The 26798-nt window shown below is 69.4% G+C and carries 25 protein-coding genes; 20 read left to right on the top strand and 5 right to left on the bottom strand.

Annotated features, from left to right (window positions below; genetic code table 11):
* Positions 1-36 precede the first annotated feature (36 nt).
* Positions 37-900 (bottom strand): type I methionyl aminopeptidase, encoded by an 864-nt coding sequence (gene map / locus N803_RS00190; RefSeq protein ID WP_035901555.1) that lies wholly within the window; start codon positions 898-900, stop codon positions 37-39.
* A 48-nt stretch (positions 901-948) separates the two neighbouring features.
* Here map and N803_RS00185 point away from each other — a divergent pair, with 48 nt between their 5' ends.
* A complete protein-coding gene (locus N803_RS00185) occupies positions 949-1164 on the top strand; it encodes a hypothetical protein (protein WP_035901554.1) in 216 nt (71 codons plus the stop codon).
* 191 nt (positions 1165-1355) lie between these two features.
* Here the strand turns inward: N803_RS00185 and panB are convergent, their stop codons facing one another.
* Positions 1356-2225, bottom strand: coding sequence for a 3-methyl-2-oxobutanoate hydroxymethyltransferase (panB, locus tag N803_RS00180; RefSeq protein WP_035901552.1), 870 nt, complete (start codon positions 2223-2225; stop codon positions 1356-1358).
* Positions 2226-2371: 146 nt separating this feature from the next.
* Here panB and N803_RS00175 point away from each other — a divergent pair, with 146 nt between their 5' ends.
* The 19 genes from N803_RS00175 to N803_RS00085 all read left to right on the top strand — a co-directional run bounded on the left by N803_RS00175 (position 2372) and on the right by N803_RS00085 (position 24592).
* Positions 2372-4675 carry an immune inhibitor A domain-containing protein gene (locus tag N803_RS00175; protein ID WP_035901550.1) on the top strand — a complete coding sequence of 768 codons (2304 nt, stop codon included), beginning with the start codon at positions 2372-2374 and terminating at the stop codon, positions 4673-4675.
* A gap of 92 nt (positions 4676-4767) precedes the next feature.
* The gene (gene glnA, locus N803_RS00170) at positions 4768-6105 is read left to right on the top strand and encodes a type I glutamate--ammonia ligase (protein ID WP_035901548.1); all 1338 of its coding nucleotides are present in this window, start codon (positions 4768-4770) and stop codon (positions 6103-6105) included.
* A gap of 23 nt (positions 6106-6128) precedes the next feature.
* Positions 6129-9125, top strand: a complete 2997-nt coding sequence (locus tag N803_RS00165; RefSeq protein ID WP_084763881.1) for a bifunctional [glutamine synthetase] adenylyltransferase/[glutamine synthetase]-adenylyl-L-tyrosine phosphorylase — start codon at positions 6129-6131, stop codon at positions 9123-9125.
* Between the two features lie 10 nt (positions 9126-9135).
* Positions 9136-10461 (top strand): histidinol dehydrogenase, encoded by a 1326-nt coding sequence (gene hisD, locus N803_RS00160; RefSeq protein WP_035901543.1) that lies wholly within the window; start codon positions 9136-9138, stop codon positions 10459-10461.
* Complete coding sequence (locus N803_RS00155; RefSeq protein WP_035901541.1) at positions 10458-11591, top strand: histidinol-phosphate transaminase; 1134 nt, start codon at positions 10458-10460, stop codon at positions 11589-11591. Before hisD ends, N803_RS00155 begins: the two co-directional genes overlap by 4 nt.
* Positions 11588-12193: an imidazoleglycerol-phosphate dehydratase HisB gene (gene hisB, locus N803_RS00150; protein WP_035901539.1), complete on the top strand. Its 606-nt coding sequence runs from the start codon at positions 11588-11590 to the stop codon at positions 12191-12193. Before N803_RS00155 ends, hisB begins: the two co-directional genes overlap by 4 nt.
* Before the next feature lie 3 nt (positions 12194-12196).
* Complete coding sequence (locus tag N803_RS00145) at positions 12197-12823, top strand: hypothetical protein (RefSeq protein WP_035901537.1); 627 nt, start codon at positions 12197-12199, stop codon at positions 12821-12823.
* On the top strand, positions 12820-13464 hold the full coding sequence (gene hisH, locus N803_RS00140) for an imidazole glycerol phosphate synthase subunit HisH (RefSeq protein ID WP_035901535.1): 645 nt from the start codon (positions 12820-12822) through the stop codon (positions 13462-13464). Before N803_RS00145 ends, hisH begins: the two co-directional genes overlap by 4 nt.
* Positions 13465-13504: 40 nt before the next feature.
* A complete protein-coding gene (gene priA, locus N803_RS00135; RefSeq protein ID WP_035901533.1) occupies positions 13505-14239 on the top strand; it encodes a bifunctional 1-(5-phosphoribosyl)-5-((5-phosphoribosylamino)methylideneamino)imidazole-4-carboxamide isomerase/phosphoribosylanthranilate isomerase PriA in 735 nt (244 codons plus the stop codon).
* On the top strand, positions 14236-14922 hold the full coding sequence (locus tag N803_RS00130) for an SseB family protein (RefSeq protein ID WP_035901531.1): 687 nt from the start codon (positions 14236-14238) through the stop codon (positions 14920-14922). The genes priA and N803_RS00130 overlap by 4 nt, the downstream gene beginning before the upstream one ends.
* Positions 14923-15374: 452 nt before the next feature.
* On the top strand, positions 15375-16022 hold the full coding sequence (gene infC, locus N803_RS00125; protein WP_084763941.1) for a translation initiation factor IF-3: 648 nt from the start codon (positions 15375-15377) through the stop codon (positions 16020-16022).
* Between the two features lie 65 nt (positions 16023-16087).
* Positions 16088-16282, top strand: coding sequence for a 50S ribosomal protein L35 (rpmI, locus tag N803_RS00120; RefSeq protein WP_009775194.1), 195 nt, complete (start codon positions 16088-16090; stop codon positions 16280-16282).
* A 42-nt stretch (positions 16283-16324) separates the two neighbouring features.
* The gene (gene rplT / locus N803_RS00115; protein WP_035901527.1) at positions 16325-16714 is read left to right on the top strand and encodes a 50S ribosomal protein L20; all 390 of its coding nucleotides are present in this window, start codon (positions 16325-16327) and stop codon (positions 16712-16714) included.
* 46 nt (positions 16715-16760) lie between these two features.
* Complete coding sequence (locus N803_RS00110; protein WP_035901525.1) at positions 16761-17555, top strand: TrmH family RNA methyltransferase; 795 nt, start codon at positions 16761-16763, stop codon at positions 17553-17555.
* A gap of 31 nt (positions 17556-17586) precedes the next feature.
* On the top strand, positions 17587-18672 hold the full coding sequence (locus tag N803_RS00105) for a PAS domain-containing sensor histidine kinase (protein ID WP_035901523.1): 1086 nt from the start codon (positions 17587-17589) through the stop codon (positions 18670-18672).
* Between the two features lie 91 nt (positions 18673-18763).
* Entirely contained in the window at positions 18764-19942 is a 1179-nt protein-coding gene (locus tag N803_RS00100; RefSeq protein WP_035902539.1) for an MFS transporter, read from the top strand.
* 207 nt (positions 19943-20149) lie between these two features.
* The gene (gene pheS, locus N803_RS00095; protein ID WP_035902538.1) at positions 20150-21244 is read left to right on the top strand and encodes a phenylalanine--tRNA ligase subunit alpha; all 1095 of its coding nucleotides are present in this window, start codon (positions 20150-20152) and stop codon (positions 21242-21244) included.
* A gap of 67 nt (positions 21245-21311) precedes the next feature.
* A complete protein-coding gene (gene pheT, locus N803_RS00090; RefSeq protein WP_035901522.1) occupies positions 21312-23861 on the top strand; it encodes a phenylalanine--tRNA ligase subunit beta in 2550 nt (849 codons plus the stop codon).
* The gene (locus N803_RS00085) at positions 23858-24592 is read left to right on the top strand and encodes an SDR family oxidoreductase (protein WP_035901521.1); all 735 of its coding nucleotides are present in this window, start codon (positions 23858-23860) and stop codon (positions 24590-24592) included. The genes pheT and N803_RS00085 overlap by 4 nt, the downstream gene beginning before the upstream one ends.
* Positions 24593-24594: 2 nt before the next feature.
* Here N803_RS00085 and N803_RS00080 read toward each other — a convergent pair whose 3' ends face one another.
* From N803_RS00080 to N803_RS00070, 3 genes are read right to left on the bottom strand one after another with little or no spacing between them, the layout of a single operon-like run.
* Positions 24595-25227, bottom strand: coding sequence for a hypothetical protein (locus N803_RS00080; protein ID WP_035901520.1), 633 nt, complete (start codon positions 25225-25227; stop codon positions 24595-24597).
* Between the two features lies 1 nt (position 25228).
* Positions 25229-25966, bottom strand: coding sequence for a hypothetical protein (locus tag N803_RS00075; protein WP_035901518.1), 738 nt, complete (start codon positions 25964-25966; stop codon positions 25229-25231).
* Positions 25967-25994: 28 nt separating this feature from the next.
* Complete coding sequence (locus N803_RS00070) at positions 25995-26798, bottom strand: hypothetical protein (protein WP_035901516.1); 804 nt, start codon at positions 26796-26798, stop codon at positions 25995-25997.

Genomic DNA, 26798 nt, shown 5'->3' with positions numbered 1-26798 from the left:
ACTCCTTCGTCCGTCGGTGACTCGGGTCGGTGCTGGTCAGGGCAGGGTGAGGATCTCGTTGCCGGTCTCGGTGATGAGGATCGTGTGCTCGAACTGGGCAGAGCGTCGCCGGTCGGCGGTGACGACGGTCCAGTCGTCCGTCCACATCTCCCAGCGCTCGGTGCCGAGGTTGAGCATGGGCTCGATGGTGAACGTCATGCCCGGCTCGATAACGGTGTCGTAGGACGGGGCCGCGTCGTAGTGGGGGATGATCAGGCCCGAGTGGAACGAGCGGCCGATGCCGTGCCCGGTGAAGTCGCGCACGACGCCGTAGCCGAAGCGCTTGGCATAACTCTCGATGACCCGCCCGATGATGTTGACCTCGCGGCCCGGGACCGCGGCCTTGATGCCGCGCATCATCGCCTCGCGCGTCCGCTCGACGAGGAGGCGCGACTCGTCGTCGACGTTGCCGCAGAGGTAGGTCGCGTCGGTGTCACCGTGCACGCCGCCGATGTAGGCCGTGATGTCGATGTTGACGATGTCGCCATCCTCGAGCGGACGGGAGTCGGGGATGCCGTGGCAGACGACCTCGTTGACGGAGGTGCAGAGCGACTTCGGGAAGCCGCGGTAGCCCAGGGTCGAGGGGTAGGCGCCGTGGTCGAGGAGGAACTCGTGTCCGACGCGGTCGATCTCGTCGGTCGTCACACCCGGGGCGATGACGGCGGCGGCGGCCTCCATGGCCTGGGCGGCGATCCGGCCCGCGACGCGCATCAACTCGATGGTCTCGGCGTCCTTGACCTCGGGGGAGAGGTTCTTGTCCGGCGCGGGCTTGTCGACGTACTCGGGCCGCTCGATCGTGGCGGGGACAGCGCGCCGCGGGGACACCGCACAGGGAGCGACACTTCCGTACGTCATCGGCATACGGTGGAGTCTAGGCAGAGCGCCTGTTCACGAACTCAGGAGGACACCGTGGCGTACTGGTACAACATTGCGACCAAGCAGGTCGAGACCGACGAGAACCGCAGCCGCAACGACGACGTCATGGGCCCCTACGACACCGAAGAAGCGGCTCGCAACGCGCTCGCGACCGCCCGGGACAACACCGAGGCCTGGGACGCCGAGGACGATGCGTGGGAGAACAAGGGCGCCAACTCGACGTGGGACGACGAGGACCTCGAGGATTGAGCGGCGACGCCGTGATCGGGTCCCACGCTCTGCGTGGGCGGACACGAGCCGGGTCCCACGCTCTGCGTGGGCGGAACGAGCGAGGCCCGCAGTAGGCGGAGCGCGACAGAAGGCTCAGCGGCGACGTCTGCAGAACTGAAGCCGGTATGCCGGGTGCGCACCCGGCATACCGGCTTCTGTTTGGCGTTCGGTCAGCTCTCGAAGGAGTGCTCGGCCGCCGGGAACGAGCCCGAGGCGACCTCCGACGCGTAGTCGCGGGCGGCATTGGCGAGGTCGGTGCGCATGTCGAGGTACTTCTTGACGAAGCGCGGGGCGCGACCGCCACGGAGGCCGGCCATGTCCTGCCAGACGAGGACCTGGGCGTCGCAGTCGGGACCGGCGCCGATGCCGACCGTGGGGATCGACAGAGCCTCGGTGACCCGCTTGGCGGCCGGGGCCGGGACCATCTCCATGACGATGGCGAAGCAACCGGCGGCCTCGAGCGCCAGGGCGTCCTCGAGCAACCGGTCGGCGCCGTCGCCGCGGCCCTGCACGCGGTAGCCGCCGAGCACGTGCTCACTCTGCGGGGTGAAGCCGATGTGCCCCATGACGGGGATGCCGGCGCGGACGAGCAGCTCGATCTCGGGGACCATCGCCTTGCCGCCCTCGAGCTTGACCGCGTGGGCCAGGCCCTCCTTCATGAAGCGCGTGGCCGTGGCGAGGGCCTGCTGTGGGCTGGCCTGGTATGAACCGAAGGGGAGGTCAGCGACGACCATCGCGTGCCGGGCTGCCGAGGTCACCGCACGGCACAGTGGGACGAGGTGGTCAACGGTTACGGGGACGGTCGTCTCGAAGCCGTAGACGTTGTTGCCGGCCGAGTCGCCGACGAGCAGGACGGGGATTCCGGCCTCGTCGAAGATCTCGGCGGTGTACATGTCGTAGGCCGTGAGCATCGCCCACTTCTCGCCGTCGGCCTTCATCTTCTGGAGGTGGGGGACGCGGATCCGCTTCTGGGGGGCCGCCTGCGCGCCGGTGCCGTAGGGGTTGGTCGTTTCGGGCGCTGGGGTGGGCTGCTCGCTCATGGCCCGATCCTCTCAGAGTCACCGCGGTCGAGAGCGGAATGTAAAGGGGAGGTAAAAAACCCCACAAACCATTGTGCAATCGGACTGCACATGTTTCTCTGCATGGGCACGCCTGATCCCTGGCGGGCATCACACTCGGAGGAATCGTGACAAGACGACACACTCGCGCCCTGGCCGGTCTGGCCGGAGCCGCGCTGGTGCTGACGCTCGCACCCATGGGTGCCAGCGCCAAGGACAGCGCACCCCCTGCGCAGGACACCAAGGCCTCGACGGCCAAGAAGGACGACCTGCCCAACCCGCTCGGCGACGCTGCGCGCGAGCTGCGTGAGGAGGCCGTGCACAAGCTCATCAAGGGCGAGGCCACGACCGAGATCCGCGGCGGCCAGCGAGTCATCAAGCTCGCCGGCGAGAAGAAGTCCGCCAAGGGCAAGGCCAGCAAGGACCGCTTCGTGTCCTACCCCGTCGAGCGCGAGGAGGACATCTTCACGATCCTCGCCGAGTTCGGCGATGGCGTGAACCCCAAGACGGGTGGCACCCCCGGCCCGAGCCGCAACGAGATCCCTGAGCCGGACCGCAACTGGAACGGCGACGCGACCGACAACAACTCCACCGAGTGGGTTGCGGACTTCAACCGCGAGCACTACCTCGACATGATGTTCGGCGAGGGCGAGTCCTTCAAGGACTTCTACGAGAAGCAGTCCAACGGCCGCTTCCTGGCCAAGGGCGACGTCTCCGACTGGGTCAAGGTGCCCGGCAACGCGGCGACCTACGGCAGCAACGAGATCAGCGACGCCGAGGGTGCCTGGCCGTTCATCCAGGACTCGGCCAACGCCTGGTACGACTCCCAGAAGGCGGCCGGCAAGACCGACGCCGAGATCAAGACGTACCTCGCGCAGTTCGACAAGGTCGACCGCTACGACTACGACGGCGACGGCAACTTCAACGAGCCCGACGGCTACATCGACCACTTCCAGGCGATCCACGCCGGTGAGGGCGAAGAGGCCGGCGGCGGCGCACAGGGCGAGGACGCCATCTGGTCGCACCGTTGGTACGTCTACTCCAACCAGATCGGCAAGACCGGTCCGGAGCAGAACAAGGCCGGTGGCGTTCAGCTCGGCAACTCCGGCATGTGGATCGGTGACTACACCACCGAGCCCGAGAACGGTGGCCTGGGTGTCTTCACCCACGAGTTCGGTCACGATCTCGGTCTGCCGGACTACTACGACACCGCCGGTGGCGACAACGGCACCGGCTTCTGGACGCTCATGTCCGGTGGCTCGTGGCTGAACCACGGCAAGGACTCCATCGGCTCGACCCCGGGCTACATGGGTCCGCTCGAGAAGCTGCAGCTCGGCTGGCTCGACTACACCGTGGCCGACAAGAGCGGCAAGTACACCCTCGGCCAGGCCGACCTCGATGGTGCCAAGACGCCCCAGGCCGTCGCGGTTCCGCTTCCCGACAAGCGCGTTGTCACGAAGTACAACACCCCCCACAGCGGCGCAGCCGAGTGGTGGAGCCAGTCGGGTGACGACCTCAAGAACTCGATCACGCGTGACGTGGACCTGACCGGCAAGACCTCGGCCAGCGTTTCGGCGTGGCTCGACTACGACATCGAGGAGGGCTACGACTTCCTCTACGTCCAGGCCTCCACCGATGGTGGCGCCAACTGGACCGACATCGACGCCGTCGACGGTGCCAGCGGTGGCTGGACCCAGAAGACCTGGGACCTGTCGGCGTTCGCCGGCAAGGCCATCAAGTTCCGCTTCAACTACGTCACCGACGGAGGCCTCGCCAAGAAGGGCGCCTTCATCGACGACATCACGATCAACGCCGACGGCGCTGCCGTCCTCTCCGATGACGTCGAGTCCGGCGCCAACGGCTGGGCCGCGACCGGCTTCCAGATCATCAGCGGCACGATCGACAAGATGTACCCGCGCTTCTACCTCCTGGAGAACCGCGTTTACTCCGGCTACGACAAGACCCTCCAGACCGGTCCGTACAACTTCGGTTGGGCCGACACCAAGCCGGACTGGGTGGAGCGCTTCCCCTACCAGAACGGCATGCTGGTCTGGTACGTCGACAGCTCCTTCGCCGACAACAACACCTCGGCTCACCCGGGTGGCGGTCAGTCCCTGCCCGTCGACGCCCGTCCGGCGCCGGTGAAGTTCCCGGGTGGTCAGCTGCTCGGCAACCGTCGTCAGCCGTGGGATGCCACGTTCGGCCAGGAGAAGACCGACTCGGTCACCTTCCACCGCAACGGTGTTCCGGTGACGATCGGCAAGCAGGCCGCGATCCCGACCTTCGACGACACCGACGTCAACAAGTACTGGACCGCGGACAACCCGTGGAACTCGGTCAAGGTTGCGGGCACGGGCACCAAGGTGACCGTCGCCAAGACGACGAAGAAGGGCACGGAGATGCAGCTCAACATCACGGTCCCGACCCCGTGACCCTGAGTTGAACGCATCACCCGCATGAAGGGGAGGGCCCCGGAGCGAGACGCTCCGGGGCCCTTGCCCTTCCTCCCCCTAGGATGCCGAGCATGGATCGTCAGCAGGAGTTCGTCCTCCGCACCATCGAGGAGCGGGACATCCGCTTCGTCCGTCTCTGGTTCACCGACGTGCTGGGCGCGCTGAAGTCCGTCGCGGTCGCTCCGGCGGAACTCGAGGGGGCCTTCTCCGAGGGCATCGGCTTCGACGGTTCGGTGATCGAGGGCTTCGCCCGGGTCTACGAGGCCGACATGCTCGCGAAGCCGGACCCCTCGACCTTCCAGGTCCTGCCGTGGCGTGGCGACAACCCGGGCACCGCTCGGATGTTCTGCGACATCACGCTGCCCGACGGTGCCCCGAGCATGGCCGACCCGCGCCACGTCCTGCAGCGCACCCTCGCCAAGGCCGCCGACCAGGGCTTCACGTTCTACACCCACCCCGAGATCGAGTTCTTCCTCTTCGAGAAGGGCGCCAAGCCGGGGGAGCAGCCCACGCCGATCGATCAGGCCGGCTACTTCGACCACGTGCCGCACGGTTCCGCACAGGACTTCCGTCGCGCCGCCATCACGATGCTCGAGTCGATGGGCATCAGCGTCGAGTTCAGCCACCACGAAGGCGCCCCGGGCCAGAACGAGATCGACCTGCGCTATGCGGACGCCCTCTCGACCGCCGACAACATCATGACGTTCCGGACGGTCATCAAGGAGGTCGCGCTCGAGCAGGGGATCTTCGCTTCGTTCATGCCCAAGCCGCTGGCGGATCACCCTGGGTCGGGCATGCACACGCACATGTCGCTCTTCGACGGCGACAGCAACGCGTTCTACGAGGCCGGCGCGCCCTACCAGCTCTCGAGGACGGGCCGGCAGTTCATCGCTGGGCTTCTGCACCACGGGGCCGAGATCACGGCCGTGACGAACCAGTGGGTCAACAGCTACAAGCGTCTGTGGGGTGGTGGCGAGGCGCCGGCCCATCTCACGTGGGGCCACAACAACCGCTCCGCCATGGTCCGCGTCCCGATGTACAAGCCCAACAAGGGTCAGAGCAGCCGCGTCGAGGTCCGGTCGATCGACAGCGCCTGCAACCCCTACCTCGCGTTCTCGGTGCTTCTCGCCGCCGGACTCAAGGGCATCGAGGAGGGTTACGAGCTCGCGCCCGAGACCGAGGACGACGTCTGGGGCCTCACGGACTCCGAGCGCCGGGCCATGGGCATCAAGCCGCTCCCGGCGAGCCTCAGTGATGCGATCGAGGTCATGGAGGAGAGCGAACTCGTCGCGGAGACGCTCGGCGAGCACACCTTCGACTTCTTCCTGCGCAACAAGCGTGCCGAGTGGGCCGACTACCGCGGTCAGGTGACCGCGTTCGAGCTCGAGCGTTATCTCCCGCGCCTCTGACCGGGAGCTTCATGACTTCCCGTATGCCGTCCGTTCCGGGTGATCTGACCCGCCTCGGCTTTGCCGATTCCCGCCGCGCGCTGGACCTGCTGGCCGATCCGGTCCTGGCGCCCCTCGTCCACGATCGGGAGCGCGTCGAGGCCGAGGGCCTGGCCGTGTCGCTGTCCCGAGTGGCGGATCCCGACCAGGCCCTGCTCGCGCTCGTACGCCTCATGGAGTCCGTCAGGGCCCCGGCCCATGACCCGGTTCGGGCCGAGTTGGTCACTGCACTCAGTCAGCCGGGGCGATCCCGTGATCGGCTGTTCGCCGTCCTCGGAGCGTCGACGGCACTCGGCGATCACCTCGTGGCCCGGCCCGAGCACTGGAGCGCGGTCACGAACGCCTTCCCGCTGGAGGTGGAGGAACGGATCGATCTCCTCGTCGGAGCCGTGACCTCACCCGCTGGGGGCACCTCGCCCGAGGATGCCCTCCGGATCGAGTACCGGCGGCAACTGCTGGGCATCGCCGCGTTGGACGTGTCGCGGCCCGAACCCCAGGCACGCCTGCCCGAGACCGCTGCGGCGCTGGCCGATCTCGCAGAGGCGGCGCTCGAGGCCGGCCTGACCATTGCGCGCAGCGCCGTCGGGGACGAGGCCGACACCTGCCGGTTCGCCGTCATCGGCATGGGCAAGACGGGTGGCCGGGAGCTCAACTACATCAGCGACGTCGACGTCATCTTCGTGGCCGAACCCGCCGAGGGCGTCGAGGAGGACGCCGCGCTCGCCGTGGCGACCGACCTGGCTACGCGCCTCATCCGGATCTGCTCGACGCAGACGGCGGCCGGGGCCCTGTGGCAGGTGGACCCTGCGTTGCGACCGGAAGGCAAGAACGGCCCACTGGTGCGGACCCTGGAATCCCACGTCTCCTACTACGAGCGGTGGGCGAAGACCTGGGAGTTCCAGGCCCTTCTCAAGGCTCGACCGGTGGCTGGTGACCGCGCGCTCGGGCGGGCCTACGTCGAGGCCGTCGCACCCTTCGTGTGGTCTGCCGCTTCTCGCGAGAACTTCGTCGAGGACGTCCAGACCATGCGTCGTCGGGTCGAGGAGAACGTCCCCGCCGGCGAGGCCGACCGTCAGATCAAGCTCGGCCCCGGCGGACTGCGCGACGTCGAGTTCAGCGTGCAACTCCTCCAACTCGTCCACGGTAGGGCCGACCGGAGCCTGCGTTCCGGGACCACACTCACCGCGTTGTCCGCCCTCTCCCAGGGGGGCTACGTCGGGCGAGAGGACGCACACACTCTCGAGACGGCATACCGGCTTCTCCGCACACTCGAGCACCGCATCCAGCTGCACCGCATGCGCCGCACGCATCTCATGCCGACCGCTCCGGCCGATCTGCGACGGCTCGGTCGCGCCCTCGGTCATCAACGCGATCCGGAGGACTCCGTCGTCGCGCAGTGGCGGACTGCCGCCCGCGAGGTGCGTCGTCTGCACCAGCGGATCTTCTATCGCCCGCTGCTCTCCGCCGTGGCGCGACTCGGGCCGGACGAAGTGCGGCTCACGCCCGAGGCGGCCCGCGAGCGTCTGGCCGCGCTGGGCTTCCGCGACCCGAAGGGCGCTCTCCGACACCTCGAGGCGCTGTCCGACGGGGTGAGCCGGCGTGCTGCCATCCAACGACAGCTGCTGCCCGTCATGCTCGGCTGGTTCGCCGACGAGGCCGACCCCGATGCTGGGCTGCTCGCCTTCCGTCGCATCAGCGACGAACTCGGCACGACCCCGTGGTTCCTGCGCTTGCTGCGCGACGAGGGGAGCGCTGCCGAGCGGCTCGCCCACACCCTGGGTCGGAGTCGCTACGCCGCAGAACTGCTCGAGCAGGGTCCCGAGTCCGTGCAGTTCCTCGGGGACACGAACGGACTGCGACCACGCTCTCGCGACGACGTCCAGGGGCGCATGCGCGCCGCGGCGCGACGCAAGGACGCGCCCGAGCAGGCGGTGCTGGCCGCTCGGGCAGTGCGCCGCTCCGAGCTCTTCCGGCTCGCGGTCGCCTCGCTCCTCGGACACCTCACGCTGGATGATCTGGGACGGGCCCTCGCCGACGTCAACGGCGCGCTCATCGACGTCACCCTCGACGTCGTCCTCGAAGGCGTCGAGGCGCAGTCGGGGGAGCCTCCCCTGAGTCGCCACCTCGTCGTCGGCATGGGACGACTCGGCGGGGGAGAGGCGGCCTTCGGCAGCGACGCCGACGTGCTCTTCGTGCACGATCCGCGCGACGGCGTGGACGGTAGAGCCGCTCAGGAGCAGGCCCTCGAGGTCGTCAAGGAGCTCATTCGCCTGCTCGGTCTCGCCGCACCCGATCCGCGACTCGAGGTCGATGCGGGACTGCGACCGGAGGGCAAGAACGGGCCACTCACCCGGTCGTTGGAGTCCTATCGCGCCTACTACGAGCGGTGGTCCCTCGTGTGGGAGTCGCAGGCGCTGCTGCGGGCGGCGCCAGTCGCCGGCGACCGCGACCTCGGCTCGGACTTCCTCGAACTCATCGACCCCCTGCGCTGGCCCGAGGGGGGCCTCGATGCAGGGCAGATTCGGGAGATCCGCACCCTCAAGGCCCGGATGGAGTCGGAGCGGTTGCCGCGGGGTGCCGACCGCAAGGCCCACTTCAAGCTGGGCCACGGTGGCCTCTCGGACGTCGAGTGGTGTGCCCAGATCCTCCAGCTCCAGCATGCGCACGCCCATGAGGGACTGCGGACGACGAGCACCCTCGGTGCCCTGGCTGCCGCCGAGGCGGCTGGACTCCTCGACGCCGAGGACGCCACCGCGCTCGCCGAGTCGTGGCGCCTCGCCTCCCAGATGCGCAATGCCGGGCTGCTGTCGCGCGGCCGCCCGGTCGACTCCGTTCCCTCGGACCTGCGGGACGCTGACGGGATGGCCCGCATCATGGGCCTGCCTCCCCGGTCGGGGCAGGAACTCGCCAACCGCTATCGGCGGGTTGCCCGTCGTGCCCGGCATGCGGCCGAAAAGGTCTTCTACGGGGACGCTACCTAAACTGGGATCCATGATTCCGGTTCTCGACCTTCGTGGTCGCACGCCCTCGCTTCGCGAGCTGCGAGGCACGCTGCCGCGCGCCGAACTCGACGTCGAGGCGGCCGTCGCCGTGGTCCGTCCCGTGTGCGATGACGTGGCGACTCGCGGCGCGGAGGCGGTCCTCGACGCCTCGGAGCGCTTCGACGGCGTGCGCCCGACGTCGCTGCGAGTCCCGGCCGACGTCATGAGCCGGGCACTCGCCGACCTCGACCCCCAGGTGCGTTCCGCCCTCGAGGAGTCCATTCGCCGCGCCCGTCTGGTTCACTCGGAGCAGCGCCGCACGGACACCACGACGACGGTCACCGACGGAGGAACCGTCACCGAGCGCTGGGTGCCGGTCGACCGGGTGGGCCTCTACGTCCCCGGCGGACGCGCGGTCTATCCGAGCAGCGTCGTCATGAACGTCGTTCCGGCCCAGCTGGCGGGAGTCGGCTCCCTCGCGGTGGCGAGTCCTCCCCAGAAGGACTTCGGCGGCTGGCCCCACCCGACGATCCTGGCGGCCTGCGAGCTGTTGGGCGTCGAGGAGGTCTGGGCGATGGGTGGCGCCCAGGCCGTCGCCGCGTTCGCGCACGGCCTCGAGGGCGGGGAGGGCAGCGACGGCCTCGAGCCGGTCGCCCTCGTCACCGGCCCCGGCAACATCTGGGTCGCGGCCGCCAAGCGTCTTCTCAAGGGCCTCATCGGAATCGACGCCGAGGCCGGGCCGACCGAGATCGCGATCCTCGCCGACGCCGGAGCCGACCCGGACCACGTCGCTGCCGACCTCATCAGTCAGGCCGAGCACGACCCCATGGCGGCCGCCGTGCTCGTGACCGACAGCATCGAGCTCGCCGATGCGGTGCGCGATGCCGTGGTCTGTCGGGTCGCCGAGACCAAGCACTCAGAGCGGGTCACGGAGTCCCTGACCGGTCCGCAGTCGGCCGTCGTCCTCGTCGACTCGATCGACGTGGGACTGGACGTCGTCAACGCCTACGCGGCCGAGCACCTCGAGATCCACACCGCCGACGCGGCCGAGGTGGCTGCCCGCGTGCGCAACGCCGGCGCGGTCTTCGTCGGCACGTGGTCGCCCGTGAGCCTGGGCGACTACTGCGCGGGCTCCAACCACGTGCTTCCGACCGGCGGGTGCGCGTCGCACTCCAGCGGCCTCTCCGTCCAGTCCTTCCTGCGCGGGATCCACATCGTCGAATACAGCGAGGCCGCGCTCCGTGAGGTCGGTGGTCACGTCGTGACGCTCGCGCGCGCCGAGGACCTGCCTGCCCACGGTGAGGCAGTCATTGCCCGCCTCCCCGAGCTGACATGAGCACGATCGAAAACCTGCTGCGTGAGGACCTTCGGGGTCGCACGGCCTACGGTGCCCCGCAGCTCGACGTGCCCGTGGCACTGAACACCAATGAGAATTCGTATGCCGTCCCGCAGGCCGTCGTCGACGAGATCGTCGCGGCGGTCGCGGCCGTGGCCCCGGGTCTGAATCGGTACCCCGATCGCGAGTTCACGGACCTGCGAGGCGACCTCGCGGCATACCTCTCGCGCAGCGGAACACGGGTGAGCCCCGAGCAGATCTGGGCCGGCAACGGATCGAACGAGGTACTCCTGCACCTCCTCCAGGCGTTCGGCGGACCGGAGCGGACGGCGCTCGGGTTCACCCCTGCCTACTCGATGCACCCGATCATCAGCGCGACGACCGGAACCGCATGGGTCGACGGGATGCGCGGGGTCGCGGGCGGGGGAGTCTTCGACCTCACCGCCGAATCGGCAGCCGAGCAGGCCGCCCGGCACGACCCGCACCTCGTCTTCCTGTGCTCGCCCAACAACCCGACCGGGACGGCGCTCGGGCTCGACGTCGTGGAGGCCGTCCACGACGCGGCGCCACGCGCCGTGATCGTCGTCGACGAGGCCTACGAGGAGTTCGCCCGCCCCGGCACTCCGAGCGCGCTGACGCTCCTCGAGGGACGTCCGCGCGTCGTGGTGACACGCACGATGAGCAAGGCATTCGCCTTCGCCGGCGGACGGCTCGGCTACCTCGCCGCCGACCCGGACCTGGTCGATGCCCTGCGCCTCGTCCGGATGCCGTACCACCTCTCGTCGCCCGCGCAGGCGATCGCGCGAGCAGCCTTGCGACACACCGAGACCATGCTCGGGACCGTCGACGTGATCAAGGAGCAGCGCGACCGCATCGTCGACACACTGCCGCGCTTCGGCCTCACGCCGGTGCCCAGCGACGCGAACTTCGTCCTTTTCGGCGGGCTCCGCGACAGTCACGCCACGTGGGAGGCCCTGCTCGAGCAGGGGGTTCTCGTTCGCGATGTGGGCATCGCCCACTATCTTCGAGTGACCGCCGGGACACCGGAGGAGACGTCGGCGTTCCTCGACGCCATCGCCGAGCTGCCATCCGAGCACCTGCGCGACGACCACCTGGAAGGACAGTCGTGACCAGCAACCGCACCGCGACGGTGACGCGTTCCACCTCCGAGAGCAGCGTCGAGCTGACGCTCGACCTCGACGGCACCGGCAAGGGTGACGTCAGCACCGGGGTGCGTTTCTACGACCACATGCTGCTGTCGCTGGCGAAGCACTCCCTCATCGACCTGACGGTCCGCGCCACCGGAGATGTCGACGTCGACGCCCACCACACGGTCGAGGACGTGGCGATCGTCCTCGGCGACGCCCTGCGTGAAGCACTCGGTGACAAGAGCGGCATCTCGCGCTTCGGCGACGCCACGGTGCCCCTGGACGAGGCGCTCGTGCACGCCGTCGTCGACGTGGCCGGACGCCCCTATGTCGTGCACTCCGGTGAGCCCGCCGGGCAGGAGTACGCCGTCATCGGCGGCAACTACATCGGGTCGCTGACGCGCCACGTATTCGAGTCCTTCGCGTTCCACGCAGGCATCGCCCTGCACGTCCGCGTGCTCGGCGGCCGCGACCCCCACCACATCGTCGAGGCGCAGTTCAAGGCCGTCGCCCGCGCATTGCGCGCAGCCATCGCACGCGATCCACGCGTCGATGGGATCCCGAGCGCCAAGGGTGCGCTCTGAGCCGTGGCCACCGCAGAGCAGGGCATTGAACCCGGACACGGCGTCGTCCTCGTCCGTGGCGGGGCGGCGGCGTCGGCCCGGTGGGTTCGCCGGGGACTCGTGGCGGTTCGTGTCGTGCAGCTCGCGGGGTGGACGGGTGTCTATCTCGCCGAGGACCGGGCTCTGTCGGCCGCTCCTTACGACGTCGGTCTCGAGATCCTCGCTGCCCGACGCGTGCCGACCCGGCACCGACCTGCGATCGGTCTGTTCGTCATCGACGGGTGTGCGGTCGTCACCGTCCAGGCGCGCGGTTGGCGCCTCGAACAGCGATGGATCGTCTGGGAGCCGGGCAAGGGCGTGCGACGCACCCCGGAACTTCCGGCCCTGCCGGCCGGACTCATCGTCGACGTCGCCGGTGCCCGGACGCGGACCTCGGCAGCCGAGGTGACCGCTCACTTCGCCAACACCGACGGTCAGCCGATCGACGTCCTCGTCGGCCTGATCCGACTGCTCGGGCTGCCGGGCGAGGAGCTGTTGCTCGGTGAGACCGACGAGTCCCACGAACGGATCGACCCCAGTCCTCGGTCCATCGCTGCCTTCGATGCGCTCGTCGCCGAAGAGGCGGCGCACCGGGCGGAGACGGGGTCGTGAGCACCCCATCGGTCGTGGTCCTCGACCACGGCAGCGGCAACGTGCACAGTGCGGTCCGTGCCCTCGAACACGTCGGCGCGCACGTCGAACTGACCGCCGACCGGACCCGGGCCCTCGAGGCCGACGGACTCTTCCTCCCTGGAGTCGGCAACTTCCATGCGTGTGTCCGCGGCATGCGCGCAGCCGAGGCGCCTCGGATCGTCGACGTCCGACTCTCCGGGGGACGTCCGGTCCTCGGGGTGTGCGTTGGCATGCAGGCCCTCTTCGAGTCGTCCACCGAGCCCAGCGACTCGGTCGAGGCCGGATTGGGGGAGTGGCCCGGCACGGTCGAGCGATTGCAGGCCCCGGTCGTCCCGCACATGGGATGGACGGAGGTCGACGTGCCGGACGGTTCCGCACTGTTCGCCGGTGTCGAGTCCGAGCGGTTCTATTTCGTGCACTCGTATGCCGTCCGCACCTGGACGTTGGCCGAACCCACCGGCCACTTCGCGGCCGTCGCACCCCGTGTCACCCACGCCACGCACGGCGAGCGGTTCGTCGCCGCCGTCGAGAACGGGCCGCTCTCGGCGACCCAGTTCCACCCCGAGAAGTCGGGGGAAGCCGGACTCACCCTGCTGGAGAACTGGGTCCGTTCCCTCTGAGCCTCATATCGATCCACCCGTCCCGAACCCTGAAGGTGTCATGACCACGCCCCGCCTGCAGCTGCTGCCCGCCGTCGACGTCTCGGAAGGTCGTGCGGTCCAACTCGTCCAGGGGGTCGCCGGGTCCGGCGGCGAGTTCGGGGAGCCGGTCGAGGCAGCCCTGCGTTGGCAGGAGCAGGGTGCGGAGTGGTTGCATCTCGTGGACCTCGACGCCGCCTTCGGTCGGGGCGACAATGCCGAGCTCCTCGCCCGGATCGTCGGGACGCTCGACATCGACGTCGAGATGAGTGGCGGAATCCGCGACGCAGAGACGCTCGAGCGGGCCCTGGCCACTGGGTGCCGCCGGGTCAATCTCGGCACCGCGGCCCTGGAGAACCCGGAGTGGACCGCGCAGGCGGTCGCCGAACACGGTGACCGCATCGCGGTCGGACTCGACGTGCGCGGCACCACGCTCGCTGCTCGCGGTTGGACGCAGGAGGGAGGCGACCTCTGGGAGACGCTCGAGCGACTCGACGCAGAGGGGTGCGCTCGCTACGTCGTCACCGACGTCAACAAGGACGGGATGCTCAAGGGTCCCAACCTCGATCTGCTCGCCGACGTCTGTGCCCGCACTGACCGCCCGGTCATCGCCTCGGGCGGCGTCACCACCCTCGCCGACCTCGAGGCACTGCGCGGCATGGTCGAGCAGGGTGTCGAGGGCGCGATCGTCGGGTCGGCCCTCTACCGCGGCACCATCACCCTGCCCGAAGCCCTCGACGTCGCGGGTCGGCCGTGACCCGCGACCTCGTCTTCACCGGTTTCGAGGGCGATGACGGCTCGGCAGACGCCGAGCTCGCCGCGGCGCTCGCGTCCGACGACGCGACCACGCTGATGGAAGCGGTCGCGTCGGCGCGCCTTCTCGTGCCGATCGTCGCCGAGCCCATCGACACCGCCGTCGAGGGCGGCCTCATCGTCGACAAGCAGACCGACATGGCGGCCGTGACGCTCGTGGCCCCCGATGGCGAACGCGCGCTGCCTGTTTTCACGAGCCTCGACGCCATCGCCGCGTGGGACCCGGCGGCCCGCCCGGTTCCCGTGACCTCGGCCCGTGCGGCCCAGGCCGCCGTGAGTGAACAGTGCGACGTCATCGTCATGGACATCGCCGGCCCAGTGACCCGCGTCCTGCGTCCATCGATGGTCTGGGCGCTCGCTCAGGAGCGGCAGTGGCTCGCACCGCACGAGGACCCCTTCGTCGCCAAGGCCGTCGAGCGTGCCGTCTCCGAGGAGGAGGCCGTCCTCGGCCACCGCATCGAAGAGGGCGCGCCCACCGGCCAGGGAATCCTCGGCATCGCCCTCGAGCTCACTTCCGGGCTGTCGGCCCCCGATGTGCAGGCCGTCGCCACCCGCGTGGGGGAGCGGCTCGCCACCGACGGCGAACTCCGCGCCCGCATCGACGGCCTCGCCTTCCGCATCACCTGACAAGCCCCGTACACCGAGCCCGCGACGTGTCACCCGAGACGTGCGTCCGACCGGAGGCCTGCGCGCGAGGAGCACCACGTGAGCGACGTACGCAAGCTGGCGCGCAGGCCGAAGGGCGGCTGAGCGCGTCACGGGTGGCGCGAGCGGGCGGCAGAGCGGGGCGGCACACGTCGAATTGGTCGTGAGGGCGAGCGCTGCTAACCTTGTCTGCGGACCGGCTGCATCAGTCACCTTCCAGGTGTGCGAGGCAGTGCGCAAGTGAAGTTCGCTTCCACCCGCGATGACCACAAGGTTGCCGGGTTTTCTCCACACGGTCCACGTCAGATCAGAGGTCTTGGTCTGTCGTGGTGTCGTCGTGGACGGATGTGAGGCTTCTCGTGTGCAGCGCGAGGAGCCTCTTCTCATGTTCGGCCCGGCACCAGACCTTTGATTCCGCTCAGAAGGAGTTCGACATCAGCGAGCCTCGCATCAACGACCGCATCCGGGTTCCGGAAGTGCGGTTGGTTGGCCCCAATGGCGAGCAGGTGGGCATCGTCCGTGTCGAGGACGCCCTGCGTCTCGCCGCGGAGGCAGATCTCGACCTGGTCGAGGTGGCCCCCATGGCCAAGCCTCCCGTCGCCAAGCTCATGGACTTCGGCAAGTACAAGTACGAAGCCGCCATGAAGGCCCGAGAAGCACGCAAGAACCAGGTCAACACGGTCATCAAGGAGATCAAGCTCCGTCCGAAGATCGACCCGCACGACTACGCCACCAAGAAGGGTCACGTCGTTCGGTTCCTCAACGGCGGTGACAAGGTCAAGGTGACGATCATGTTCCGCGGTCGTGAGCAGTCCCGACCCGAACTCGGCTTCCGCCTCCTGCAGAAGCTGGCCGAGGACGTCGTCGAGCTGGGCACGGTCGAGTCGGCCCCCAAGCAGGACGGTCGCAACATGATCATGGTGCTGGCCCCGACGAAGAAGAAGTCCGAGGCCCGCGCCGAGCAGCGTCGCAAGAAGGATGACGCGGCCAACGCGGCCCAGGCTTCGGCAGCAGCCCCCGCCGAGGAGGCGCCGGTCGCCGAGGCGCCGGCAGAGCAGTCCGAGGCCGTCGCCGCCGAGTAGGCGCCGACCCCCACGTTTTTCCCGCAGCACAGCAGCAGCACCAACAGCGAAGGAGATCGGCAGCCATGCCGAAGAACAAGACCCACAGCGGCACCAAGAAGCGCTTCCGCGTCACCGGTTCCGGCAAGGTCATGCGCGAGCAGGCCGGTCACGTCCACAAGTTCCACGAGAAGACCCCGCAGAAGGCCCGCGCCCTCAGCAAGGACGTTCTCGTGTCCAAGGCCGACGTCAAGAAGGTCAAGAAGCTTCTCGGCATCTGAGCCGGGCCCCGAAACGTTCAAAGAACAGCAAGGAGTACTCACGTGGCACGCGTGAAGCGGGCGGTCAACGCCCACAAGAAGCGCCGGGTCGTCCTCGAGCGTGCAAGCGGTTACCGCGGACAGCGGAGCCGTCTCTACCGCAAGGCCAAGGAGCAGGTCACCCACTCCCTCGGCTACAGCTACCGCGACCGTCGCGCCCGCAAGGGTGACTTCCGTCGTCTCTGGATCCAGCGCATCAACGCTGCGGCCCGCCTCAACGGCATGACCTACAACCGCCTCATCCAGGGCCTCAAGGCTGCCGAGATCGAGGTCGACCGTCGCATGCTGGCCGAGCTGGCCGTCAACGACGCGGCGGCGTTCGCTGCCCTCGTCGAGGTCGCCAAGGCCAACGTTCCCGCGCAGGACGCGGCGACGGACAGGGCTTCCGCCTGATCCACATCAGGGCGCCCCGCGCCCGATTCGAAGCGCCGGGAGAGCCGTGCTGACCAACGTCCGATCCGATCGGGTCAAGTCAGTGCGATCGCTCTCCCGGCGCTCCGTGCGTGAGCGGACCGGTCGCTTCGTCGTCGACGGTCCCCAGGGCGTGCGCGAAGCGATCCGGTATGCCGCGGAGCGAGTTGACGATCTCTACGTCACCACCGCGGCCGCCGAGCGCCACGACGACCTCGTCGCAGGGGCGTCGGCCGCGGGCATCCACGTGCACGAGACCGATGAGGCCGTGCTCGCCGCGATGGCCGACACGGAGTCACCCCAGGGTCTGCTCGCAGTCGTCTCGGCGCGGACGCACACCCTCGACGACGTCCTGTCGGCGGGCCCGCGACTCCTCGTCCTGCTCAGCGCAGTCCGCGACCCCGGCAACGCCGGCACCGTCATTCGCGGCGCCGACGCGTTCGGCGCGGACGCCGTGCTCGTCACCGATGGGTCCGTCGATGTGCTGTCTCCCAAGGTGGTTCGGTCCACCGTGGGTTCGCTCTTCCACCTGCCGGTCGTGACCGGACTCGACGCGAAGGCGACCCTGGACACGCTGTCCGGACACGGCATACGCACGCTTGCAGCCGACGGAGTGGGCACCACACTGCTGCCCGATGTGGATGTGTCGACACCCCACGCCTGGGTCATGGGCAACGAGGCATGGGGTCTCCCGGAGGAGCTGCGGGCGCAATGCACCGACGTGGTGCGGGTGCCCATCCACGACCGTGTCGAGTCGCTCAACCTCGCCATGGCAGCGACGATCTGCCTCGCCACGTCGGCGGGTGCCACCCGCCACACCTGACGCGAAGCCGTCGACATGGTGGGATGGCGTCATGGCCGAGACGCCCACGCCGGAATCCTTCCTCACCACGCCCCGCCCGCAGGCCTCTGCGGCCGCCCAGATGCTGCCCGACGGGCTCGTGACCGCCGAGGCTTCGGGCCTCGTCACGTCGGTCAACCGTCGAGCCGAGCAGATCCTCGGTCGATCCGCCGACGAGCTGCTGGGCCGGGACATCCGTGAGGCGCTGCCCCTCGAGACCCGCAACGGTGAGTCGTGGTGGGCTCTCACCGATCCGTGGAACGGCCTGCGCATTCGGACCGGTCACCGCGAGAAGCTCCTGCACCTGCCGGACGGCGCCGAGCTCCTCGTGACGGCGAGATACCTGCGGGCGGGGAACGCCGGGCCGCTCGGCGCGATCCTGTTGTCGCTGCGCGATGCCGAGGCGCGGCGCCGCGCCGAACAGGACCACGCCGCTCTCATCTCGACGATCGCGCACGAGCTGCGCTCGCCCCTCACGGGCGTCAAGGGATTCACCTCGACCCTGCTGCGCCGCTGGGACAACTTCAGCGAGGAACAGCGCATCACCATGCTCGAGGCCATCGACGCCGACGCGGACCGCCTCACCCGCCTCATCACCGACCTGCTCGACGTCTCCCGCATCGACACGGGGCGACTGCGGATCCACGAGGTTCCGATCCCGACCCGGCCGATGCTCACCAGGCACGTCGAGCGGGCGGTGGCCACCGGTCGCGGCGAGGAGGGGTTCTCCGTGGTCGTCGAGCCCGGGGCCGAAGAGGTCTACGCCGACAGCGACCGCCTCGACCAGGTCCTCTCGAACCTCGTCGAGAACGCCGTCCGTCACGGGCAGGGTCGTGTGCTCCTGCACGCCGCCCCCCTCGCCGTCGATGGCTCCATGGGCGTCGTTCTCAGCGTCAGCGACGACGGCGCCGGCATCCCCGCGGAGCAGCGGCGGGCAGTCTTCGGCCGCTTCTGGCACGGCCCGAGCGGCACGGGCACCGGACTCGGCCTCTACATCGTCAAGGGCATCGCCGAGGCTCACGGAGGGTGGGCCGAAATCGACGACGCCGAGGATGCCGGTGCCGTCGTCCGCGTCTTCTTCCCCGGGGAACCCGCCTGACCGAAATGCGGTTGGGGGGAGGCGACCACCCGGCATACCCTTCTTTCGAAAGCGAAAGAAGGAGCGGCGAAGGGGTGCGAGGGTGTCGGTCATGTCGCTGGCGCCCTACCGGGTGGCACTGGGCAGCCGCGACCTGAGGACCGCGCTCCTCGTCGGATCCTTCGTCCGCATCCCCGTCTTCTCGGCCGGCGTGCTGCTCACCGTCCACGTCGTGACGACACTGCGGCACTCGTATGCCGCTGCCGGACTTCTCGCGTCCGTCGCCACCGTGGCCGTGGCCGTGAGTGGGCCGTGGCGCGGGCGCCTTCTCGATCGGCTCGGCCTGCGCCGCGTCGTGCTGCCCTCGACGCTCGTCGCGCTGGTCTGTTGGTCGATCGCGCCGTGGGTGGGTTATCTGCCCCTGCTCGTACTGGCCGGTGTGGCTGGCCTGTTCGTCATCCCGAGCTTCTCGATCGTGCGACAGGCCGTCATCGCCGCAGTGCCGAGCCAGGAGCGTCGGACCGCGATCTCACTCGATGCCGTGGCTGTCGAGTTGGCGTTCATCGTCGGACCGGCGGCGACGATCTGGGCGGCGTCGCACTGGGACACCCGTTGGGTGCTCTTCGGCGTGCAGATGCTGGGTGTTCTGGGTGGGGTGCTCCTCTGGATCATCGACCTGCCACTGCTCGGCGAGTCCGAGGACGAGGCGGGGGAGTCCGTCCCCCGGTCGGCGTGGTTCGGGGTGCCGTTCATCGCTGTTTGTTGTGCCGCCGCCTGCGCGACGTTCGTCCTCTCGGGTACGGACCTCGGCATCGTTGCCAGCGTCCGCGAGATGGGTCTGCCGACGGCCGTGGGCATCGTCCTTGCCGCGTGGGGTCTGGGATCACTCATCGGAGCCGTCGTCTATGGAGGACTCAAGCGCCCGGTGTCGGTGTTCTGGCTGCTCTGCGCGTTGGCGCTCGTGACGCTGCCGATGGCGATCGCGGACAGCGTCGCCCTGTTGACGCCACTGGCCTTCCTCGCCGGACTGCTGTGCGCGCCGACGATCACGGCGAGCGTCGACCAGGCGAGTCGCATCGTGCCCGCGTCGGCTCGAGGAGAAGCGATGGGATGGCATGGTTCGTCCCTCACTCTCGGTGGCGCGCTGGGCGCGCCGTTCGCCGGTGTGGCCATCGACGGGTTGGGCCCGCAGGGTGGGTTCCTCCTCCCGGCGTGCGTTGGCCTCGGGGTGGCCCTCATCGGTGCTGCGGGTGCCCAGTCCCGGCGTCGGCGGATCGCCCCCGCGCGATAGGCTGGGTGGCATGTCCCCCTCCTCGGCCTCCCGCACCCCCCGTGCCGTGCGCCGATTTATCGTGCCCTCGGGCTCGGTGGCGCAGGCCGCCTGATCAACGATCAGGGGCGGCGACTGATCGCCTCGACCGAGGGCGCGTGACACCACACGCAGATGTCCCAGCCCGCAGGGCGCGATCCGACGCGCCCGCGACGAGAAGTGGAAGTCATGTCCGGACCCAACACGAACTACGACCCGGTGGAGGTCGCCGTGCTCGATCCCGAGGCCATCGATGAGGCCGTGAGCACGGCGCTCGAGGCCGTGGCCGCCGCCGGCTCGCTCGACGAGCTCAAGGCGCTGCGTTCGGCGCACCAGGGCGACAAGTCGGCCCTTGCCCTGGCCAACCGTGAGATCGGGGCGCTCCCTCCGAGCGCCAAGGCCGAGGCGGGCAAGCGCGTCGGACAGGCCCGGGGTCGCGTCAGCCAGGCCTTCGCCGCGCGTCAGGCCGAGCTCGAGGCCGAGCGCGACGAGCGCATCCTCACGGACGAGGCCGTCGACGTCACCCTCCCGACGGGCCGTCGCCCCCTCGGTCGCCGCCACCCCATCGAGCTCATGTCCCAGCGCATTGCCGACCTCTTCGTCGGCATGGGGTGGGAGATCGCCGAAGGCCCCGAGATCGAGGCCGAGTGGTTCAACTTCGACGCGCTGAACTTCGACGCGGACCACCCGGCCCGACAGATGCAGGACACGTTCTATGTCGACCCGCCCAAGGACGGGCTTGTCCTGCGCACCCACACCTCTCCCGTGCAGGCGCGCACGCTGCTCGACCGCGGCGTGCCCGTCTACGTCGCGGCGATCGGCCGCGTGTTCCGCACCGACGAGCTCGACGCGACCCACATGCCGGCGTTCCACCAGGTCGAGGGCCTCGCCGTCGACGAGGGCATCACCATGGCGCACCTCAAGGGCACGCTCGACCGCCTCGCCACCGAGCTCTTCGGCGAGGGCATCACCACGCGTCTGCGTCCGTCGTTCTTCCCGTTCACCGAGCCGAGCGCCGAGATGGACCTGCGCTGCTTCGTCTGCCGCGGCGAGGACCCCGACTGCCGGACCTGCAAGGGCACCGGCTGGATCGAGTGGGGTGGCTGCGGCATGGTCAACCGCAACGTGCTGACCGCGTGCGGCGTCGACCCCGACCGCTACACCGGTTTCGCCTTCGGCATGGGCATCGACCGGGCGCTGATGTTCCGCACCGGCGTGAGCGACATGCGCGACATGATCGAGGGTGACGTGCGCTTCGACGCGCAGTTCGGGCTCGAGATCTGATGCGCCCCCTTGCCCTGCGTGCGCTGGACGCGCACGCCATTGTCCTGACTGCTGGAGTGGAGTACTGATGCGGGTTCCTGTCGACTGGCTGCGCGAGTACGTCGCCGTCCCCACCGACGCCACCGGCGAGCAGATCGCCGCCGACCTGGTGCGCGTCGGCCTCGAGGAGGAGGGCCTGCACACAGGTGGTGTCACCGGCCCACTCGTCGTCGGGCGCGTCCTCACGATGGAGCCGGAGCCGCAGAAGAACGGCAAGACGATCAACTGGTGCACCGTCGACGTCGGTGACTCCAACGGGACCGGAGAGCCGCAGGGCATCGTCTGTGGCGCCCACAACTTCGAGCCCGGTGACCTCGTCGTCGTCATCCTGCCCGGGGGAGTCATCTCCACCCCTCAGGGTCCCCTCGAGGTCAGCGCGCGCAAGACGTACGGTCACGTCTCCTCCGGCATGATCTGCTCCGAGCGCGAGCTCGGCATCGGTGAGGACCACGACGGGATCCTCGTCCTCACCCGCAAGTTCGCCGGGGACGAGGCCACCCTCGCGTCCCTCACGCCGGGGCTGGACGCCATCCCGTTGCTCGGTCTGGACCGCGAGACCGTCGAGGTCAACGTCACGCCCGACCGCGGCTACTGCTTCGCGGTGCGTGGAGTGGCCCGCGAGTATTCGCACGCCACCGGCGCGGACTTCACCGACCCGGCTGCGGAGTTGTCCGCCCGGGCCCCTCGTGGCACCGATGACGGGTTTCCGGTCGAGCTCCGCGACGAGGACCCGATTCGTGGACGCGACGGATGCGACCGCTATGTGGCACGGGTCGTCCGTGGCATCGATGTCACGGCCCCCACACCCCGCTGGATGGCCACCCGCCTCACCGAGGCCGGCATGCGTCCGATCTCGCTGCCGGTCGACGTGACGAACTACGTCATGCTCGGGCTCGGCCAGCCGTTGCACGCCTTCGACCTCGACACGCTCCAGGCCCCGATCGTCGTGCGCCGCGCCCGCGCGGGTGAGCGCCTGACCACGCTCGATGACCAGGACCGCACGCTCGACGAGGGCGACCTCCTCATCACCGACCGCGGAGGCGAGCGCCCCATCGCGATCGCCGGTGTCATGGGTGGCGCGCAGACCGAGGTCGGCCCGTCGACGCGCGACGTCCTCATCGAAGCCGCTCACTTCGAGGCGGTCACCATCGCCCGCTCGGCGCGACGTCACAAGCTTCCGTCCGAGGCGTCCCGACGCTTCGAGCGCGGCGTCGACCCCGCCCTGGCGGCTGCGGCCGCCCAGCTCGCCGTCGATCTGCTCGTCGAGCACGGCGGTGGAGTCGCGGACGAGGCGGTCACCGACGTCGGCTCCCCGATGGCACCCGCGCCGATCACGATGGCGGCCGGGTTCCCGTCGCGGATCGTCGGCGTGGACTACGCCGACACCGAGGTCGTCGAGCGGCTCGAGGCCGTGGGCTGCACCGTTGCTCGAGACGGCGACGTCCTCACCGTGACACCCCCGACGTGGCGACCGGACCTCACGACCGCGGAGGACCTCGTCGAAGAGGTGGCTCGGATCCACGGGTACGACGCCATCCCGTCGGTGGTGCCCACTCCTCCCGGTGGCGCCGGTCTGACCCATGCCCAGCGGGTGCGGCGCATCGTCGCCGGCGTCCTGGCCGGCGAGGGGCTGTCCGAGATCTGGAGTGCACCGTTCGTCGGGGCCGACCGCTACGAGGCCCTCGGGCTGGACACCGACGCCGAGCTCGCGCGCTCGGTGCGGCTGGCGAACCCCCTGTCCGACGAGCAGCCCCTCATGCGGACGAGGCTCCTCGCCACGATGGTCGACGCCTTGCGTCGCAACGTCGCCCGGGGGACGCGTGACGTGGGTCTGTTCGAGGTGGGTCTGGTCGTTGACCTCGAAGGAGCCCAGCAGTCCGCGCCGACCGAGGACGTCGGTGTGCGCCCCTCGGACGAGCGGCTCGCCGAGATTCGCGCTGCCGTGCCGCATCAGCCCCGCCACGTCGCACTTCTGCTCGCCGGTGACCGTGACCGTCGCGGTTGGTGGGGTGCGGGCCGTCCGGCCGACGTGACGGACGTCGTCGACGTCGTCCGCGTGCTCGGCGAGGCACTGGCCGTCCGGCTCGAGGTCGTCAATGACGCTGTCGCGCCCTATCACCCGGGCCGTTGCGCGCGCGTCCAGCTTGTCGACGGCGGCGTCGTCGGCCACGTGGGTGAGTTGCACCCCAAGGTCATCGCAGCGCTTGGCCTGCCCGCCCGCACCGTGGGGGGCGAGCTCGACCTGGACGTCCTGACGGCCGCTGCCGAGGCAACGGTTCAGGCTGCGACCCTGACGACCTTCCCGATGGCCCAGAGCGACGTCGCCCTCGTCGTCGACGAAGGCGTCACGTCCGCCAGGCTCGAGGCGGCCCTCCGGGAGGGCGCGGGCGACTCGCTCGAGTCGGTGGCGCTCTTCGACGTCTATCGCGGCGATCAGCTCGAGGCGGGGCAGAAGTCGCTGGCCTATCGGCTGACCTTCCGTGCCCCCGACCGGACGCTCACGACCGAGGAGGTCTCCCGCCTCCGTGACGCCGCGGTCGCACATGCGGCCTCCACCACAGGGGCCGTCCAGCGATGACGCAGCCCGTCGCGATCGTCACCGGAGCCTCGCGCGGCATCGGTGCGCATCTCGCGGATGCGTTGCAGGACAACGGGTATGCCGTGGAGCGTGGCTCGCGCTCCACGGCACCCGTGACCGACCCCGCCGCCGTTCGCGCTTGGGTGGAAAACATCGTCGCTCGCCACGGGCGAGTCGACCTGCTCGTCAACAACGCGGGTGTCATCGACACCGAGGTCAGCCTCGCCGAGAGCGACCCCGACCAGTGGTGGGCCACGATCGAGACGAACGTGCGCGGTCCCTATCTCATGACCCACACAGTGCTTCCGCACCTCACGCCCGGGATGGGTCGCATAGTCAACATCAACTCGGGTGCCGCCTACAAGAACTACGACATCGCGACCGCCTACAACGTGAGCAAGGGCGCTCTGGCCCGCATCACGTCAGGTCTGGGTCTCGGACCTGATCGCACCGCGCTCGTCTTCGACCTGGCCCCGGGCGTGGTCAGGACCGACATGACCGAGGCCATGGACGCCCATCGGGACCGCACCGAGTGGACCGCTCCCGAAGAGGTCACTGCGCTTCTGCTCGCCATCGCCCGTGGGGAGCTCGACGCGTGGAGCGGTCGCATGGTGCGGGCCGGGACGGACACGGTCGAGTCGCTCCGGGCTCGCGCCGATGTGGGTCTGCGTGAACTCGACCGGACCCTTGGCCTCATCACCTGGGGCGACGACGATCCACTGGGGACCTGAGTTCAGGCGCCACTGACGGCGAGTCGCTCCAGGACGTCGTCGTCGATCGCGGCGCGGAGCCGGAGGCACGAGGCCCACAGTGCCGCAGCGTCGGCGCGACTCCCCGGCGGCCAGCCCGCCACGTCTCCCGGATCGGATTCGGAGACCTCGACGATCGAGCGCACATCGGTGCGGTCAACGCGGGGCCACGCACCGGCACAGGAGCGGGCACGCGCAACGAGCTGAACGGCATACCCTCCATTGCGCTCACGGGACCACGACGCAAGGGTCGACGGTCCGACGGACGCGAGTTCGCCGATGGTCCGGACTCCTCTGTCGGAGAGAAGAGCCGTCCACCGCGGACCCACGCCGCGCAGGGCGGCGACCGGGAGTCGTGAGATCACCGCGGGTACGTCGACGGAGGCATCCGATTCCTCGACCTCGGGGTCTCGCACAAGACCCGTGGGGCGCATGACGACTTCGGCCTGCCACACGACGTCCTCCCACGGCGTCGTGCTCGACCGGGGGAGGGAACCGATGCGCCCGACGACCTGTTCGACCTCCAGAGCTCCTGAAGCATCGAAGGCACGCAGGGCCCCCGCCACGCCGGCGTCCGCCTCGCGTGCCACGAGGGCGGCCAGCTCTGCCGGACCCATCTCAGAGCTCCGTCCGGAATCGGATCTCGATCTCCCCGAAGACGTCGGCCTTCTCCGCGGGCTCGCCCGGCTCGGTCGTCTGGGCGGGTGGCCGTACGCGCAGCCTCAGATCACGAATCCCGTCGAGGACCTCGGGGCGCAGGACCGTGGCGCGCGGACCGATGAGGTCACCGATCCGACTGATGGGGATGGTCGAGAGGGCCGTGCGCGACGCTGCCGGGGTGAGCCCGGGTGTGGCCGCGCGCGCCGGCGTGGGGGCCGGAGTGGTCGCGCGGGTGGTGCTGAAGGCCAGTTTGGCGCGCAGCGTCCCGCCGTCGACGAGGACCCGCGGAACGCCGCGCCGGCGCACCTCCTGCACGGACTCGAGGTGCCGCCGGGCCAGGAGCAGCGCCACCGCGTTGCGCAGGGCACCCACGTCCTTGCTCGTCAGGCGGCCGTCACGCGAGGGCAGGTCGACTCCGAGGTCGGCGAGCGACTCGGGCGGTGGGACGGGTCCATCGACCGCCACCGTCGTGCCGCCCTTGCCGTCGGGGAAGAGCTCCACGAGCGTCAGGTCGACCATTCCCGCCGTGATCGAAGTGGCCGCGACCTCCTCGGGCGTGAGGTCGGCCGCTGCGTCGAGTGCTCGCAGGCGGTCCTCCTGGCTGGCGTGTGAGGCCACGATCGAGTCGAGGGTCTCCACGAGGAGGACCGCCACGAACTCCGCGAAGCCGACATCGGAGACATCGCTGTCCGGCATGGCTCAGCTCCTAGCGTCAGGCGTGCGGTCAGGGGGTATCGAGCGGCAGGTAGTCGGTCTTGAAGTTGATCTTCACGCCACCGGTGATGGTGACGTCGACGCCCGAGTTGGAGCCGCTGGAGGTGTTGCTGGTGCTGACGTTGACCGACGTGTACGCCGTGCTCGCGGATGCCTTGACCCACGCCGACAGGATGCTGCCGGTCTGCGCACTGGCCTTGAGCTGGAACTGCTGGCTCGAGTAGTTGCTGCTGTTGTTGCGCAGGTAGTCCGAGCCGTAGGAGTGGAAGTTGAGCCCACTCTCGATCGTCCCGTCGGTGACGACGAGTCGAAGCATGCCGAGCTTCACCATCTCCTTGAGGAGGGTGTACTTGTTGGCCGCCACGCGCTGGGCGACGGCGTCGCGGAGGGTGTCGATCGCCTTGTCGTCGATGGCGCCGGCCTTGGCTGCCTTGTCGTTGGTCACCGCGTTCGTAGCGGGGTCGGTGATCGTGAGAGCCGTGTTGATGGTGTCAGCCTCTGCGGCCGTGATCGTCCCGCCGGGCGTGATGGAGGTGGTGCTGTCGCTCGTGGCCGGCGTCTTGTCGTTGCGTGGCGCGATGGCCGTGAGGACCTGCATGATCTCGCCCGGACCGATGTCGTCCTTCGTCTCGTTGACGTACGTGGTGAGGGACTTGCTCGTCGCCTGGAGGAGCTCGATGAACGCCTGCTGCTGACGCAGGTTCGAGGCGACGAGCGTGTCGAACACGTCGCTGACGAGCTTGGTCGTGAACTCGACGAAGCCGATCTCGTTGAGTCGTGTGGCGGCGGCCATGGCGTCGTTGACACCGGACAT

It is taken from the genome of Knoellia subterranea KCTC 19937 (assembly GCF_000768685.1).
GTDB lineage: Bacteria > Actinomycetota > Actinomycetes > Actinomycetales > Dermatophilaceae > Knoellia > Knoellia subterranea.
This window is presented reverse-complemented; position numbering and strand designations above follow the sequence as displayed.

Excerpts from the sequence above, each read along its gene's own strand:
- map (WP_035901555.1), bottom strand. The coding sequence starts at position 900 with ATGCCGATGACGTACGGAAGTGTCGCTCCCTGTGCGGTGTCCCCGCGG.
- panB (WP_035901552.1), bottom strand. The coding sequence starts at position 2,225 with ATGAGCGAGCAGCCCACCCCAGCGCCCGAAACGACCAACCCCTACGGC.
- glnA (WP_035901548.1), top strand. The coding sequence starts at position 4,768 with ATGGATCGTCAGCAGGAGTTCGTCCTCCGCACCATCGAGGAGCGGGAC.
- N803_RS00165 (WP_084763881.1), top strand. The coding sequence starts at position 6,129 with ATGCCGTCCGTTCCGGGTGATCTGACCCGCCTCGGCTTTGCCGATTCC.
- hisD (WP_035901543.1), top strand. The coding sequence starts at position 9,136 with ATGATTCCGGTTCTCGACCTTCGTGGTCGCACGCCCTCGCTTCGCGAG.
- N803_RS00155 (WP_035901541.1), top strand. The coding sequence starts at position 10,458 with ATGAGCACGATCGAAAACCTGCTGCGTGAGGACCTTCGGGGTCGCACG.
- priA (WP_035901533.1), top strand. The coding sequence starts at position 13,505 with ATGACCACGCCCCGCCTGCAGCTGCTGCCCGCCGTCGACGTCTCGGAA.
- rpmI (WP_009775194.1), top strand. The coding sequence starts at position 16,088 with ATGCCGAAGAACAAGACCCACAGCGGCACCAAGAAGCGCTTCCGCGTC.
- N803_RS00105 (WP_035901523.1), top strand. The coding sequence starts at position 17,587 with ATGGCCGAGACGCCCACGCCGGAATCCTTCCTCACCACGCCCCGCCCG.
- N803_RS00100 (WP_035902539.1), top strand. The coding sequence starts at position 18,764 with ATGTCGCTGGCGCCCTACCGGGTGGCACTGGGCAGCCGCGACCTGAGG.
- pheS (WP_035902538.1), top strand. The coding sequence starts at position 20,150 with ATGTCCGGACCCAACACGAACTACGACCCGGTGGAGGTCGCCGTGCTC.
- pheT (WP_035901522.1), top strand. The coding sequence starts at position 21,312 with ATGCGGGTTCCTGTCGACTGGCTGCGCGAGTACGTCGCCGTCCCCACC.
- N803_RS00085 (WP_035901521.1), top strand. The coding sequence starts at position 23,858 with ATGACGCAGCCCGTCGCGATCGTCACCGGAGCCTCGCGCGGCATCGGT.
- N803_RS00080 (WP_035901520.1), bottom strand. The coding sequence starts at position 25,227 with ATGGGTCCGGCAGAGCTGGCCGCCCTCGTGGCACGCGAGGCGGACGCC.
- N803_RS00075 (WP_035901518.1), bottom strand. The coding sequence starts at position 25,966 with ATGCCGGACAGCGATGTCTCCGATGTCGGCTTCGCGGAGTTCGTGGCG.
- N803_RS00070 (WP_035901516.1), bottom strand. The coding sequence starts at position 26,798 with ATGTCCGGTGTCAACGACGCCATGGCCGCCGCCACACGACTCAACGAG.